Origin of the sequence: Anabaena cylindrica UHCC 0172 (assembly GCF_034931625.1) — a bacterium.
GTDB classification, from domain to species: Bacteria; Cyanobacteriota; Cyanobacteriia; order Cyanobacteriales; family Nostocaceae; genus Anabaena; species Anabaena cylindrica_A.
The window spans coordinates 21,970-37,484 of sequence record NZ_JAYGGY010000020.1 but is presented as its reverse complement, the minus strand read 5'-3'; the positions used below and the strand labels follow the sequence as shown (position 1 = coordinate 37,484).

Genomic DNA, 15,515 nt, shown 5'->3' with positions numbered 1-15,515 from the left:
CTGTAATAATTAAACGCAGATGGACGCAGATAAACGCAGATGATTTTGTACTTCACTAGACTAGGAAACGCTATAACCACCCTCAAGCTATACTTCGCAAGGCCACAATTTGAGCTTTTGCTTAAAGGGGATATATGGATGTAAAAACGCAAGTTATGACCGTCTCAAGTATATCAATCAATTAAAAACTATTTTGCAAGCATCAAGGTTTTTGCAGGAGCAAAATAAGTTGTTTGTTCAGCACGTAGTTTGTCGCAAAGTCTACCTTCAGGTAATTCCACATCTTCATAAGTGAGGACTTGATCTTTGGGAAGATCACGCTTTAAGCGACATCCTTCGGCTATTCCCATTGGGAGTAAATTTTCTTTTTGGACAATTTCTGCGTTTTCACATTGTCCATAGGTCATGTAATAACCAATGCCATCAAGGGTTTCTCCGGCTTTGAGGTCAATTTTGGCAGTGGTGACAACTTCAACAACGGGGCCGGCTATGGGTGCAAGAACGGCATCATGGAAGAGGACTGCACGGGCTACGGAGAGGGGAACTTCAAAATGGCAGAGGTGATAGGGGGTGTAGAAGCTGTAGAGGGGGCCTTCACCAAGTTTATAGAGGTTGAGATAATGGCGTTGTTTGGGGTCGTCGTGGGTGGCAAAAACGAAGACTCCTGGGCCTGGTTTTGTGCCGACGACATAATCAACGATGCCACCTAATTCTTTAAGTTGGTCAACATCGTACATTTTGGTCATTTCATCGACGTGACCTGTGTAGTCGTATCCTAACATTCCGCGTTTTGCTACTTTCATGTTTGTAGCATTGGCAACGATCGCTTGTTCAAAAGAAATTTTTGTGCCATCTGCAAAGCTTGTCACCATTGCGGGATTTTGACCCCAGCGTTTAGCAAAGCCTGCTTGGGTGGTGGGGTTGCGGTAGGGGTCTTGTAGACCTTTGATGTTGCCGCATAATAGGGGGGTTAAACCGATGCTTTTAACGAAGCGGTAGAGGTTCATTTCTACCCCTGGTTGGTCGCCATCACAGGCACTGAGGATGACTCCAGCGCGGTCTGCATGGACTTTGAGGATGGGGCCAATTGTGCCGTCGAGTTCGGCGTTCATTAAGATGATATGCTTTTGATGAGCGATCGCACTCATGACTACATGAGCCGCAAACTCGATTGTGCCAGTAACTTCAATGATTGCATCTATACCTTCAGCTTCGCACAGCAACATGGCATCTTCAGTGACTGCATACTGCCCTTGTGCGATAGAGTCTTCTAAATCAGCTAAATTAGAAACAACCTTAACATCCTCAATTCCTGCTTCTAAATAAGCTCGTTTAGCTGTATCAATGTGGCGATTAAAGATAGCCACTAACTCCATTCCCGGCACAGAATTGATAATTTGATTAGCAATTCCACGACCCATAAAACCAGCACCAATCATCGCCACTTTAACTGGTTTACCCAAAGCAGCACGGGCTTCTAAAGCTTTATCTACAATAATCATCATTAAACTCCTATTAAAATAGATTCTAGTAAAGGCCAATTCCGATCTTTATCAGACATTTCCGTCACACTCAAAGGCCAAGAAATTTCTAAAAGTGGATCATCATAACGCAAACCACGTTCATATCCAGGAGTGTAAAATTCACCCACTTGATAGACAACTTCTGCATTATCAGTTAAAGCTTGATAGCCGTGAGCAAACATTTCTGGTACATATAAAGCACGACGATTTTCCGCAGTTAGTTCTACACCAATATGCGATAGATAAGTTGGCGATTCAGGACGCATATCAATAATTACGTCATAAATAGCCCCTTGAGTGCAGCGAATTAATTTAGTTTCTGCGGCTGGAAGAATTTGATAATGCATCCCTCTCAAGGTACCTTTTTGATGATTGAAAGACAAATTACATTGAGCAACTGTTGGCTTTAAACCATGTGCTGCAAATTCTTCAGCACAGAAAGTCCGAGCAAAAAAACCACGAGAATCTGATTTTTCTTCTAAGTCAATAATAAAAGCGCCAGAGAGATTAGTGGATGTAAAAATCATGGGGTACTATGATAACAATGTTGGTTACAAACAGCATTTATTGAAAGAGTTTCATTTGGAGTCATAAATCCTCATTGAAACTAATACATGATAGCAGAAATCAATTTCCGTAAGAATTCAGGAGTCAGGAAAAGGAGGTGGAGGAAGAAAGAAGAATATTTTTTTCTTCTGTTCCCTGCGATATCACATATCCTGAATCCTTACAAAAAATCAAAAACCATTGCTTCTATATAGCAGTATTAGCTATCTATAGAAATGAGAGATTCTAAATTTTTGGGAATGAGTAATGACTGTTTATTTAACTCCTCATCATATTCTTTAGACAAATTTGGTTTAGGAAAAGAATCATCCCAGAAATGATTACAAAGTTGTGGTTGTTTAGGAGGGTTAGCAGTGTAGGCAAAAAATAATGTTGACCGCTCTTGAGTACGAATAGTGCCATGATGTAAAAGTCTTCTTGTATCAACAATAATCACCGTACCTGCTGGACCAGGACAAGACTTCCAAGCTGATTTTGGGATAATTGGATTTAGTGTTTCATCGTTTATTCCTCCTGATGTATTAATCTTAGATTTAATTCGATAACAATTAGGATGATATGGAGAAGTATAAGATAAAGGTACATATTCAAATGGCCCATGTTTTTCTTCTACATCATTTAAATAAACGATGACTTTGATAACTCGACGATCTTCTATATCTCTATGCCATAGTAATGTGGCAAACTGCTTGTTATTGGCAAAATCTTTGCGTAAATGTACACCATGAAAGGCAACAGGAAGACCGATATAATTTTCGATGATGCTGAGTAATCTTGGTTCTATTCCCCAGGTAAAAAATTCTGGTAAATCTGTAACTGTGTAAATTTGAGGTGGATTTTGGTCTGAATAGTTGTAGTCATTCTTGACCATACCTGGTAATAGACTATAAGCAGAATTCAGCAGTTGTGAGGTAGAGGTTAATCCTAAATCTGTGAGATTTGTAATGCAAATACAATCACGTTTGAGCGAATCAAGAATTGGGCGATCGCATTCCGTTAATGCAGGTAAATTTTTACGATGCTTAACTAATGCCATTCTATAACCTAACTCATAACCTAATGCTGATGTTTTGGCTTTAATTTTGTTGAGCATGATATTAATCCTTGCTTCATTAATGATTTATTACTTGATAATTTACGAGGCATAAAAAAATGATCAATATTTCATTACTAATAGGTATAGATGAAAATTTATTTATACCTAATATCACTTATTTGTGAGTTTGCATCTTCTATTTTCTGAGAGATAATAGTGCTTTCTAAAACTGACACACTTACTAAACCAAAATAAGGAATTATGGTAGTAACTGCCATAATTGGCCATCTTTTCAAAGCACCGAATAAAACTCGCCAATTATTGTTATGAAAATGTTGAATAACTAATTTACTACAAAAATGTTTAGAATATCCTACCTTATTTAACTTGATATTAATTTCTGGCGAATACGTATATTGCATCTTCAGTAATAATTTAGGTTTTAGCATCCAATGACTAGCACCAAAAGCATTTTCTAAATAAGTATCCTTAGTTATTTGGACACTGCCATGAAAAGCACAATAACCAGTTAAATAGACCTGGTAATCTAAGTTTTTTAAACCATCAGACCATTTTTCTAGAGCGCTCTGAGCTAATTCTGTTCTGTATACTTGAGCAGACATTAGTTGTACTCCAGAGCGATTTTCTTGTATACAACGCTCAAATGCTGCTTTACCATTATGCTCAATTTTTTCATTATCAATTTTATAACAGCATTGATATAATAATTCCCCCGTTACTTCATGACGACAGGAAAAATTCAATATCAATAAAGTTAAATCTGGCTCTTGCTTCAAGGTATTGACGATATAAGATATCGTTTTATCAGCAATAACATCATCATCACTAATAGTCCAAATGTATTTGCTTGTTGCTGCTTGTATGCAATAAGCAATGTTTTTCATAACACCCAAGTTTTCCTGATTTTTATTGTTATGAAATACAGTATTTGGTAAAAATGACTGCCATTTCTTAATGATTTTTTGTGTATTATCTTCTGAACAGTTATCAGAAATAATAATTTCACATTCAGATTCAAAACCTTGGATAGACTTAGCTAACCACGCTAACTGTTTATCTAGTAATGCAGCACGATTATATGTAGGAATGGCAATAGTAAGTAATTTATTCACGGTATTTACAGGAAATCAGGTTAAATAAAGAAAGCACTAGATGATGATGATTACTAATAACCAAGCTTTAACTTTCACTAAAATTGCCTTAGCACCTATTTATTTGTTGGCTTAACTGTGGTCTAGTAAAGGTATCATCATTGTATTGACTGCAAAGTTCTGGTCGCTTCGGTGGGTTAGCTGTGTAAACAAAAAATAGTGCTGAACGCTCTTCTGTTCTCAAAGTACCATGATGTAAAACATTTCTCGGATCTACAAAAATCACAGTTCCAGCTTTTCCAGGGCAAGATTTCCAAGCTGACTTGGGTATGATTTCCATCAATTTTTTATCATCTATTCCTAAATAATTAGACCTCCAAAGCTTATAATCGACTCGATAATAATTTAATTTCTCTAAAAAACTGGCAGGTGTTGCTACATATTCAAAAGGCCCATGTTTTTCAGTTACATCATTTAAATAGATGATGACTTTAATCATGCGTCTATCTTCGGAATCTTTATGCCATAGCAGTGTTTGTAGTTGCTGCTCATTAGGGAAATCTTTACGTACATGGACACCATGAAAAGCTATAGATAGTCCTATATAATTTTCAATTATTTTTTGCAGTCGCGCTTCAATTCCCCAGCTAAAGAATTCTGATAAATCTGTAACCGTATAAATTTGTGGCAACTTATAACCTGCATGGATATCCCTTGGAGTTGCCATACTTGTTATATAATTCTTAGTAGAAGCTAACATTTGTGTTGTTGATGGTAATCCTAAATCTTCTAAAGAGGTGATATAAACACCTTGCCGTTTTAGCGTTTCGGCAATTAAGCGATCATGTCCTTGTAGTGCAGGTAACTTACTCTTATGCTGCCAAAGTTTAGTTCTGTAAACTAACTCATCTCCTAATGCAGAAATCTTGTTTTTAACACTATTAAACATAAAATAACCTCCTGCTGATTGAATAAATAGTTTAATGCATCTATTTCCAGCAAATTACTACTCATACTTTTTTGATTTGTTGAGTAGACATATCAAGCATTTCTACTGTTTTAAATTCCCTAATTGGTATGATCTCAAAGGCAGATAAACTAACTAAAGCTAAAAAAGGAATTACTGTTTTGATAGCAGGAAAAGGCCATCTTCTTAAAGCACCTAAAAAAACTTTTAAATTTACCTCCCGGAAATTCTGTAACATCATCTGACGGCAAAATTGAGAAGAATATCCAATTTCTTCAAATTTTAAAATCACTTCAGGGATGTGTTTATATTGCATTAATAGTGCAGACCTTGGCTCTTTTTGCCAATGACTCACACCAACAATACATTCTAGATAAATATCTTTAGTAACAATAACTTTGCCCTGAGTGGCACAATAACCAGCAAGATAAGCTAAAGATATCCAGTTATTAATTGCATCAGGCCACATTGTTAAGGCGCTTTTCACTAAGTCAGTCCGATATATTGTTGCAGTCAGAAAAATTACTGCACCAACACTTTTAGCATAACAATGTTCAAAGGTAGCTTTACCATCACCTTCACCATCTTCTCTTTCAATATCAAACCAGCGATTACCGACTATTGTCGGTGGGTGAATAGGTTCCCCAGTAATTTGATTCCTACCAGAGAAGTTCAGGAACAACAATGATAAATCTTCATTTTGATTAATTTTATTAATTACATAAGCAACTGCTTTTTCTTGAATTGGATCATCATCACCAATTGTCCAAACATATTTACTGGTAGCTGCATTTAGGCAGTAGAAAATATTTTTCATCACGCCTAAATTTTGAGAATTCCTATTTGCCTTAAAAGTGATATTGCTAAATATTTTTTGCCATTTCTTGATAATTGATGGCGTGTGATCAGTAGAACAATTATCAGAAACTAAAATTTCACATTCTGATTCAAATCCTTTGATAGCTTGGGACAACCAAGTTAGCTGTTTATCTAGTAATTCGGCTCGATTGTATGTAGGAATTGCAATTGTTAGTATTTTCTTCATGTTCAATCAGGATTATAATTTTATTAAATTGACTAGTAGATATAGATGTAACTATTAACCTTCTTCACTTAAAGACGTAATTAATTGTGGTTCAACATCATTATTTTTTCTGGAAACAAAGATAAGTCTATAAGCAGATTGGCAAATCAAAGCCAAGTAATAAACCATGACCCTCATTGCTAAGAAAGGCCATCTTCTAAAACCACCTAGAAAAATCCTCCAGTAATTTAACTTGACTAAGTTTCTTAAAATTTTTCTTTGACAAAATTTATAGGAATAACCTATAGTTAAAAGCTTTAAATAAACTTCAGGTATGTAGATATACTGCATCATTAATGCTAATCTTGGATCTTGATCTAAATGACTAGCGTGCATTGTGCATTCTAAATAATTATCTTTAGTCACTATGACACTTCCATGCAGCGCACAAAATCCTGTCCAATATGCTTGAGAGGCCAAGTTTTTAGCAGAAGTTGGCCAAGTTTTTAAAGCACGTTGTACTAGTTCTGTTTTATAAACTACTGCTGTCATGAAAAGCACACCACCAAAGCTTTCCTGTAAATAACGTTGAAATACATTTCTGCCATTAGTAACTGGCTCATTAGTATTACTTTTAAACCAATGTTCAACAATTATTTTATTTGTTCGTTTATCACGACCAGAACAATTTAAAAACATTAATGTTAAATTTGGATGCTGCTTGAGTGTAGTTACTAAATAAGCAACTGCTTTTTCTTGAATTGGATCATCATCACCAACTGTCCAAATATACTGACCACTAGCAGATTTTATACAAAAAGCAATATTAGGCATTAAACCTATATTTTCACGATTCCTATTATTGAGGAATACGGTATTATTAAGTTGAACTTGCCATTTGTTAATTATTTCCTGTGTATTATCTTCTGAACAGTTATCAGAAACAATAATTTCACATTCAGATTCAAAACCTTGGATAGATTTTGCTAACCATGCTAATTGTTTATCAAGTAATGCAGCACGATTATAGGTAGGAATAGCGATGGTAAGTAATTTGTTCATGGTGGTATATTCATCCTAAATTCCTAGTAGTCTGTCAAATATATTTTGACGGATAAAGAAGAAACGTATCCCTTCGAGACATTTCATGAACGCATAGCGTGCCGAAGGCATACCGCGAAGAAAGAAGGAAGATTTATTTACTCGTCAATTAGTCCTTGATAGACTATTAGTATGAGTAAAATTTTTGAAAAATGATTTTGAACTTGTAGATACTTCCGAATCAAATGGAATTGATTCGGAATTTTTAATTATCCTGCTGATTCGACAATACAAGAACTAATTTTTAGTCCAGAAAAAGTCTTGATCAATTTGTTGAGTACGAATCAGATACTCTAACTGCTTTAAGCGTGTAAATCCTCGGAACAAGAAAGTATCTTCAGTCATATCGATTTGATTGAATAAATCAAATAGTTGTTGAGCGCCGAGTTGGGCATTCCAATCACACTTAAATCCTGGTAAAATCGTATTGATTTTCTCAAAAGATACTCGATAGCTGCGGTTATCTGAACCGTTATTACCAAAAGATAATCTACAATCTGGGAAGGTATCAGCAATAATTTCTGCGATTTCTTTAACTCGATAATTATTAGCTGTATCTCCCACATTAAAGATTTGATTGTGGACAATATCTCTAGGTGCTTCTAAAGCACAAACAATAGCTTTACAAATATCCAATGCGTGGACTAATGGCCGCCAAGGTGTACCATCACTTGTCATTTTAATTTCTTTGGTAGTCCATGCTAATCCTGACAAATTGTTTAAAACAATATCAAATCGCATTCTTGGAGAAGCACCAAAAGCGGTAGCATTTCGCATGAAGGTAGGAGAAAAATCATCATCAGCTAATGGTTGGACATCTCTTTCTACTAATGTTTTACATTCTGCGTAAGCTGTTTGAGGATTAACAGGTGATTCTTCTGTGACATCATCTTCACTCGCAACGCCATAAACACTGCAAGAAGACATATAAACAAAACGACGCACACCCACTGCTTTTGCTAAGTTAGCCAGACGAACTGAACCTAAATGATTAATTTCATAGGTAATATTCGGTGATAATTGTCCTGTAGGATCGTTGGAAAGTTCCGCCATGTGAACTATTGCTTCCACACCTTCTAAATCTTCAGGAGTAATATTCCGAATATCTTTGTTGAGGGTTTTTGCTGTTACGTTAGTTCCGTTATATAGCCAACCAGCTTTATAAAAACCAGTATCTACACCAATAACTTCATGACCTCTAGCCATTAACAAAGAAGGTAGTAAGGAACCAAGATATCCTTCTGTACCTGTTACTAATATTTTCATTTTTGTCAAATCCTTGTGATTGATTAATTTAGTTGTAGTCAGTTGGGAGTGGTATTTATCTTGAAGATTTCTCTACTCCATTAAACTGTTACAACTAATTTTTGCAAGTATCCGTGTAATTCACAATTCAATAATTGGTAAATAGTCAACATTTTAAATGCTATAAATCCAATATTGAAATCTTAAAATTAATACAACACAGCACAAATATAGATATCATATAAAGTCAGCTATAGTGGTTCTCGGTTAAGTGAGATTGAGATACAAGAACCCCACCCCCAACCCCCTCCCCGCAAGCGAGGAGGGGACTATGATATAAGTAGGTAGGCATAAATAAACCGAACTATGTAACGAAAAGTAAAAACGCTGAAAACCTTGTGATTGCTTCACTCCACTTCGTTACGTTCGCAATGACATAGTTGTAAATTTTCTCAACCACCTACTTATCTCATTCAAGTGCATACCGCTATAATACCCAACTATATATACCTCATCCATCTTGAAAACTTGAGTTTTCGCCATAGAAAAAACTATAGGTTTCAATGTAGATGGGGTTTAGATATCTATTTTTGAGATTTCCACCTTTTAAATTAGGCTACTAAGCTTTGTAAATGTGATTGTTGGGGGATTTGGTTAACAATTGCTTTGCCAATTTCTAGAGAAGATGTTGCTGCGGGAGATGGTGCATTGCAAACATGAATTGAGTTGTTACCTTGAACGATTAAAAAGTCATCTACTAAGGAACCATTACGCATCAATGCTTGAGCGCGAACTCCTGCATGGGTGGGGACTAAATCTGCTGCTTGGACTTCAGGAATTAGTTTTTGCAAACTTCTGACAAAAGCTGCTTTACTAAAGGAACGAATGATTTCTTGAATACCTTCGTCAGCGTGTTTAGCTGCTAGTTTCCAGAAACCGGGATAGGTGATAACTTCTGCAAAATCTCTGAGGTCAAAGTCGGTTTTTTTGTAACCTTCACGTTTGAGACTGAGAACTGCATTTGGCCCTGCATGGACGCTATTATCTATCATCCGGGTAAAGTGGACACCCAGGAAGGGAAAATCTGGGTTAGGAACTGGGTAAATGAGTGTTTTGACCAGATAGCGTTTTTCAGGGGTTAGTTCGTAATATTCACCGCGAAAGGGGACTATTTTGGCTTGGGGGTTGGCTTTACCTAGTTTTGCCATGCGATCGCTATGCAACCCGGCACAATTGATGATAAAGCGGGTTTCAAAACTACCTTTATTGGTTTCGATGACTTGATTTTTAGCGCTTGGGGATATTTGCAAAACTTTAGTGTTGAGACGTAAATCTCCCCCTCGCTGTTGAATTAGTTCAGCGTATTTGAAACAAACTTGCTTGTAATTAACTATTCCTGTAGAAAATACCCTAATTCCACCAACACAACTAACATGAGGTTCAATTTCTTTAACTTCTTCAGCAGTGATTTTTTGAACTGCTATTCCGTTGTCTAAACCTCGTTTGTAGAGGGTTTCTAGCCGTGGTAATTCTTGTTCTTCTGTGGCAACAATCACTTTACCACAAATATCATGGTCAATGTCATATTTTTGGCAAAATTCTACCATAGAGCGACTACCATCACGGCAAAACTGAGCTTTAAAGCTACCTGGTTTGTAGTAAATTCCAGAATGGATTACTCCACTATTATTACCTGTTTGGTGAAATGCCCATTGACTTTCTTTTTCTAACACTAAAATTCGTGCATCAGGATAACGATTACCTAAAGCCATCGCTGTTGAAAGTCCAACTATTCCCCCACCAATAATCGCAAAATCATACATTAGCAATTTTTCCCCAATCTAAAATCTAAAATCCCACAATAGTAGGGAGTATTGAGTGCTGAGTGGTATTGATTTTCTATCTCCTGACTCCTGACTCCTGACTCCTGAATTCTCTACTGTATTACCATTTCTTCCAAGGAGCTTGACCGCTTTTCCATAGCTCCTCTAAGTAGTTTTTATCTCTTAAGGTATCCATTGGTTGCCAAAAACCATTATGTTTAAAAGCTGATAGCTGTGACATATCAGCTAACTTTTCTAATGGCTCTTTCTCCCAAACAGTGGAATCATCAGTAATCAAGTTGATCACTTCTGGTTCTAGAACAAAATAACCGCCATTAATCCAAGCTCCATCACCTTCAGGTTTTTCTCTAAAACTAGCAATTTTAGTTTGTTCTTGTCCTAAAGAAATTGCTCCAAATCTTCCTGCTGGTTGAACAGCGCTGAGTGTTGCTAAAGTTTTTTGTTCTTGATGAAATTGAATTAGTTCTGTGATATTTACATCACTTACACCATCACCATAGGTGAAGCAAAATGTATCATGACCAAGATGTTCTCTGACTTGCTTTAAGCGTCCACCTGTCATTGTGTTATCGCCTGTATTTACTAAGGTGATGCGCCAGGGTTCAGCATATCCAGAATGTACACTCATTTGGTTAAATCGCATATCAAAAGTTACATCTGACATATGTAAGAAGTAATTCGCAAAATACTCTTTAATGATGTAACCTTTATAACCACAACAAATAATGAAATCGTTGATTCCGTGGGATGAATAAATTTTCATTATATGCCAGAGAATTGGCTTACCACCAATTTCAACCATCGGCTTAGGTCTGATACTTGTTTCTTCACTGAGGCGCGTACCAAGTCCTCCCGCCAAAATCACTGCTTTCATACAATTATCTCAAATATCTGTTGGTAGGTTATTGTTTTATTTTTTGGAGATGAAGAGATGCACAATAATATGGAGAGAATATCAATTTTTTCAAGATTTTCTCTATCAAGGATCTAGAAATAATCTAACCATAAATTTATGGGAAATTATGAAGAAAAAGTAAATTTAAGATATTTTATATGTAAAAAAATGATGGGTATAATTAATTCAATGTCTGATTTATACAACAAAAAATAATATATTTAAAATAACTAGCACTAAATTTTACCTACTTCTAAAGGAATGATTTTTCCTGGAGAAAAGTAAAAAATGCTAGTTATCATATACAATGATAAAATAACTACTAGGCAGAGTTTTCAGCAGTCTATCGATCAAGTCTGTGACGTAGTAGAAAGACTTATTTTGTGTATTAGTAAGTGTTTAAAATCACTGCTTAAAACTTTTTAAATAACTTCTTACATGATTTTTAATTTGTCCTTAAAGGTACAGAACAAATTAATTAATATTTCAAGTAAAGAAGTCTGGTATGTTCAGGTGGCGACATACAGAATAATTTAGAAATCAGGAATAAAACTATGAGTGTGGTATAGCTTTGTGATAAAACTTTGTACTTCATGTACCTGTAATCTGATGGTAAGGATTCAGGATACAGAATATTTGATATGGCAGGGAACAGGTAACAGAAGAGAAAAATATTCTTCTTCCTCCTGACTCCTGCTGTAACTACAAATTACGTTCATATCCATACATAGTCTACTTACACCACATTCTGTATACTGCTTGATTAAAGTTTTACTGATGAATTTTTTCAAAAACAGTTGAACTTTGGAATAAAATATCACATTTTTTGGAGACAATAACACAAATATTGCTGATAGCTTGCTGATAGTTATCCATATCTTCTTGTTCGAGATAAATTTGAGCAGATTTTTCTAAATCGGCAACGGCTTTATCCTGGTTGTACTGACCTTTATTTTCTCCATATTGTGCTAATTCATAATGAACCATCCCTCGTTTGAGATAAACTTTAGCCATACGGGGATTGATATTTATTGCCTGGTTAAAATCTGCTATTGCCTGTTTGTATGTTTGAATATAACTACTGCTATATTGGGCAAATTGATAACGGGCAAGTCCACGCTGAAAGTAAGCTTCTGCTTTGGATGAATTGAGTTGAATGGCTTCAGTGAAATCCGCAATTGATTTTTTGTATTGCTGATAGTAGTTTTGGCTATATTTAGCAATTTGAGAATGAACAATACCGCGTCTGATATAAGCTTCAGAATCATTACCATTGATACTGAGGGCAGTATTAAAATTGTTAATGGCTTTTTTATATTCCTGGTCAGGATCGCTACTATATTCTGCCAGCATATAATAGGCATTGCCTCGATTTACCATGGCTTTGACTTCCTGTGGATTAATTTTTAGAGCCTGGGTATAGTCTGCTAATGCTCCTTCATAATCATTCATATTGTAACGAGCATTACCCCTATTCATATACAATTTGGAGAAACTCGGATTTTTTTTGATGCCTTGGGTAAAATTTTCAATTGCTTGTGCATAGTCTTGTTTTTGATAGGCGGCATTACCTCGCTCATAGTAATCTGTAAAATTCAGATTTTCTTCCTGAATAATTTTCTTTTCTTGCCGAGACATTAAGCTTTGTTGAGTGTAAGGATTTTGGGATACGAAGGGACGAGTAAATTTAATCATTACGTCCAAATATCCTAATAACCCAAAACCCAACAAAAAAAACATAATGGTATAAAACTTTGATTTGCTGGGATTATTTACAGGTTTATAAACAGGAAAATTTTGGGGAAATGCTGGCCGCCAGTGATGTAGTGGAGATGTTAACACTGCTGGCTTGCGGACACGAGGAGTTTGTATATTCCGCTTTCTCGATTTTCGGCGGGGTTTGAGATGTTCTTTAGAAGCGATCGCTTCCAATGATGGAAAAGGATCACGTCCACCTAATTGTGCGGTACGTTCACACCAAGGACATTGCTGGAGGTGATGATCATAAAGATGCTGGGGATTTACAGCACAAGTAACAAGATTTTCTTCAGCTGCGGCTATTGCTAATAACCAAGTTTGAGCGCTAGGACGCATTTGGGGGTTGCTATGACCATCCTCAAAACAACGCACAAATAAATCTCGTAAACCAGGATGGAGCATTTCCCAAGGAGGTGCTATGGGGGTAGGTAAATAGGGAACTTGTTGCTTTTGACTGTAAGTGAAATGACCGGCTACTATCCTGGATTCATAGGCAGGGGGATCAAATAGACCTTGAAAAATCCCAGAAAATGGGTGAGTGCCTTCCATTAATAATTGAAATATCAGCACTGCTAACCCAAATAAGTCATGGGAACTTTCACGATCATATTCAGCAAAAGTTTTATTTTGCAGTTCTGGCGGGGTATATTCTGGTTTACCGACTGAACAACGATAGACAATATTCTGCTGTGGATCACGCACTTGGAATGAGTCTGTATCTACTAATGTGACTAATGAGGTGTCACTAACAAGAATGTTTGACTCATTTACATCACCAATACAGTAGTGACTTGCGTGCAGAGCTGCAAAAGCTGCTGCCAAATTCCGAGCAGTACGCAGTAAATACTGATAATTAAATAATGGGCAGTTTTGACGACGGGTTCCAGGATTATAAAAATCCATGATTGGCCGCATTCCTCGAATGCGTGGCATTAAAAAGCCAATGATGTTGCCACTGCTATCTGCTGCTTGCAATAACTCCTGTGGCCAAGCTATGGAAATATGTCCTAAATTAGCTGTGGGGTTTTCTGGGGGGTTGGCAAGCATGGCCTGGAGTTTGTGGCCATATGTAACTATGGGCTTGTGATAAATTTTGGCCACTAAATTTTCATCTGATGGCACTGCATATACACAAGCTTCACCGCCACGACCTAAACTGACTGTGAGATTAAGGATTTCCTGTTGGGAAAGATAACGTACTACCTGCATGGTAAAATTACGGTTATGAGAGGTTATTTTAGAGAACTGAGGATTGAGTGCTGGGGAGTTAGCGCAGTCTTTCCCCGTAGAACTCAATGCATTGATTGTTCAAGACCCAATTTGCAGTAACTGACCTGTCTTTTCAAGAAGAATGCGAATGACATATCTCTTGTTCTCTATGTCCTTCAGAAACGATCTACGAATGAGATAGTTTAGCTAATGCGTAGCGTCTCGACAGGAATATGCTAAAGGCGGGACGGGGACTTGGGAAAAACCCTCACCCTGAACCTTGCAGTATGCACTTTAAACCTTACCCAATCGACCTTGCTCATCAGTTGCCTAATGCTGCTATAACTAGGGTCAAATCATCGTCTGTACGTTGGGTAATTCGATCAGAGCATAAGAATTTCACTAATTGCTCTTTAGCTACGATTTTATCGTCAGAATTGGCTACAAATTCAAATAAAGGAAAAAAGAAAGGTTTGTGCGGTTCACCCACAACCATATTCAAAGCCAGCATTTGTAGTCCATCGGTGAGAACACCAATATTAACTATGTTTTGACGCAATATTCTTATTTGTGCTGTCTCTAAAGCATCTGGTGAAGTTAAAAAGGTTGTTTCGTTGATGTATTCACCGTTGTTAGGGATGGTAAGTGCCAATAAGTTGCCTGTACTATCCTTGGCTACAGCTAAACCATCACCAATTTGGGCTACTGCGATAATTTCTGGTGTAGCGATCGCAATAATTAAGGTAGTTGCTAAATCATGGGGCAAATGCTCGCTCACATCCGCTTCTTCTTCTATCGCTTTTTTGCTGGCTAATATGGTATCTGTCAGCAAAGCACGCAAGAGGTTATCATCTGCAAGGGTGTTGGGCGTAATTTCTGGGCAGTTGGAAATATGTTCTATTGCCGTTTCTACCGCAATCATTGCTCCCACTTTTCCCATGCTGGCAGAACCTGCACCATCTGCGGCTGCGATCGCTAATACATTATTTGGCAATATCTGCCAATGATGAGCGTCTTGACACAGTTGTTTGTTTTTGATATGGCTAGTACCACATACGGACGCGGCTACTATTCGCCATTGAGAAATCTGTTTTGATCTGTTCATAAATTGGTTCTAACAGCTAAAATGAGGAGTTATCAGTCCCAAGGTGGATAATATGGAAACTGCTGTAAGCGGTAGCAAGGCGTTTAGCCCGTGCTGAGTATAAACCCATTTGCTTCAAGGCTTTAAGTA

At 36.8% G+C, this 15,515-nt stretch carries 12 protein-coding genes; all 12 read right to left on the bottom strand.

Going from position 1 to position 15,515, the window contains the following annotated elements; translation table 11 throughout:
• Window positions 1–188 precede the first annotated feature (188 nt).
• The 12 genes from VB713_RS07955 to VB713_RS07900 all read right to left on the bottom strand — a co-directional run bounded on the left by VB713_RS07955 (window position 189) and on the right by VB713_RS07900 (window position 15,386).
• Window positions 189–1,502: an NAD(P)H-dependent oxidoreductase gene (locus VB713_RS07955; protein ID WP_323311039.1), complete on the bottom strand. Its 1,314-nt coding sequence runs from the start codon at window positions 1,500–1,502 to the stop codon at window positions 189–191.
• A 2-nt stretch (window positions 1,503–1,504) separates the two neighbouring features.
• Window positions 1,505–2,050 carry a dTDP-4-dehydrorhamnose 3,5-epimerase gene (rfbC, locus tag VB713_RS07950; RefSeq protein WP_323311024.1) on the bottom strand — a complete coding sequence of 182 codons (546 nt, stop codon included), beginning with the start codon at window positions 2,048–2,050 and terminating at the stop codon, window positions 1,505–1,507.
• 239 nt (window positions 2,051–2,289) lie between these two features.
• Window positions 2,290–3,183, bottom strand: coding sequence for a phytanoyl-CoA dioxygenase family protein (locus VB713_RS07945; RefSeq protein WP_323311023.1), 894 nt, complete (start codon window positions 3,181–3,183; stop codon window positions 2,290–2,292).
• A 98-nt stretch (window positions 3,184–3,281) separates the two neighbouring features.
• Window positions 3,282–4,259 (bottom strand): glycosyltransferase family 2 protein, encoded by a 978-nt coding sequence (locus tag VB713_RS07940; RefSeq protein WP_323311022.1) that lies wholly within the window; start codon window positions 4,257–4,259, stop codon window positions 3,282–3,284.
• Between the two features lie 88 nt (window positions 4,260–4,347).
• Window positions 4,348–5,187: a phytanoyl-CoA dioxygenase gene (locus tag VB713_RS07935; protein ID WP_323311021.1), complete on the bottom strand. Its 840-nt coding sequence runs from the start codon at window positions 5,185–5,187 to the stop codon at window positions 4,348–4,350.
• 61 nt (window positions 5,188–5,248) lie between these two features.
• Window positions 5,249–6,250 (bottom strand): glycosyltransferase family 2 protein, encoded by a 1,002-nt coding sequence (locus VB713_RS07930; RefSeq protein WP_323311020.1) that lies wholly within the window; start codon window positions 6,248–6,250, stop codon window positions 5,249–5,251.
• A 54-nt stretch (window positions 6,251–6,304) separates the two neighbouring features.
• Window positions 6,305–7,291 (bottom strand): glycosyltransferase family A protein, encoded by a 987-nt coding sequence (locus VB713_RS07925; protein ID WP_323311019.1) that lies wholly within the window; start codon window positions 7,289–7,291, stop codon window positions 6,305–6,307.
• A 276-nt stretch (window positions 7,292–7,567) separates the two neighbouring features.
• The gene (locus VB713_RS07920; RefSeq protein ID WP_323311018.1) at window positions 7,568–8,596 is read right to left on the bottom strand and encodes an SDR family oxidoreductase; all 1,029 of its coding nucleotides are present in this window, start codon (window positions 8,594–8,596) and stop codon (window positions 7,568–7,570) included.
• A gap of 590 nt (window positions 8,597–9,186) precedes the next feature.
• A complete protein-coding gene (gene lhgO, locus VB713_RS07915; RefSeq protein ID WP_323311017.1) occupies window positions 9,187–10,398 on the bottom strand; it encodes an L-2-hydroxyglutarate oxidase in 1,212 nt (403 codons plus the stop codon).
• 121 nt (window positions 10,399–10,519) lie between these two features.
• Window positions 10,520–11,293 (bottom strand): glucose-1-phosphate cytidylyltransferase, encoded by a 774-nt coding sequence (rfbF, locus tag VB713_RS07910; RefSeq protein ID WP_323311016.1) that lies wholly within the window; start codon window positions 11,291–11,293, stop codon window positions 10,520–10,522.
• Between the two features lie 792 nt (window positions 11,294–12,085).
• Window positions 12,086–14,281, bottom strand: a complete 2,196-nt coding sequence (locus tag VB713_RS07905) for a tetratricopeptide repeat protein (RefSeq protein WP_323311015.1) — start codon at window positions 14,279–14,281, stop codon at window positions 12,086–12,088.
• A 322-nt stretch (window positions 14,282–14,603) separates the two neighbouring features.
• Window positions 14,604–15,386: a PP2C family serine/threonine-protein phosphatase gene (locus VB713_RS07900; protein ID WP_323311014.1), complete on the bottom strand. Its 783-nt coding sequence runs from the start codon at window positions 15,384–15,386 to the stop codon at window positions 14,604–14,606.
• Between the last annotated feature and the right edge of the window lie 129 nt (window positions 15,387–15,515).

Coding starts and splice junctions, on each gene's coding strand:
- VB713_RS07955 (WP_323311039.1), bottom strand. CDS start 1,502: ATGATTATTGTAGATAAAGCTTTAGAAGCCCGTGCTGCTTTGGGTAAA.
- rfbC (WP_323311024.1), bottom strand. CDS start 2,050: ATGATTTTTACATCCACTAATCTCTCTGGCGCTTTTATTATTGACTTA.
- VB713_RS07945 (WP_323311023.1), bottom strand. CDS start 3,183: ATGCTCAACAAAATTAAAGCCAAAACATCAGCATTAGGTTATGAGTTA.
- VB713_RS07935 (WP_323311021.1), bottom strand. CDS start 5,187: ATGTTTAATAGTGTTAAAAACAAGATTTCTGCATTAGGAGATGAGTTA.
- VB713_RS07930 (WP_323311020.1), bottom strand. CDS start 6,250: ATGAAGAAAATACTAACAATTGCAATTCCTACATACAATCGAGCCGAA.
- VB713_RS07925 (WP_323311019.1), bottom strand. CDS start 7,291: ATGAACAAATTACTTACCATCGCTATTCCTACCTATAATCGTGCTGCA.
- VB713_RS07920 (WP_323311018.1), bottom strand. CDS start 8,596: ATGAAAATATTAGTAACAGGTACAGAAGGATATCTTGGTTCCTTACTA.
- lhgO (WP_323311017.1), bottom strand. CDS start 10,398: ATGTATGATTTTGCGATTATTGGTGGGGGAATAGTTGGACTTTCAACA.
- rfbF (WP_323311016.1), bottom strand. CDS start 11,293: ATGAAAGCAGTGATTTTGGCGGGAGGACTTGGTACGCGCCTCAGTGAA.
- VB713_RS07905 (WP_323311015.1), bottom strand. CDS start 14,281: ATGCAGGTAGTACGTTATCTTTCCCAACAGGAAATCCTTAATCTCACA.
- VB713_RS07900 (WP_323311014.1), bottom strand. CDS start 15,386: ATGAACAGATCAAAACAGATTTCTCAATGGCGAATAGTAGCCGCGTCC.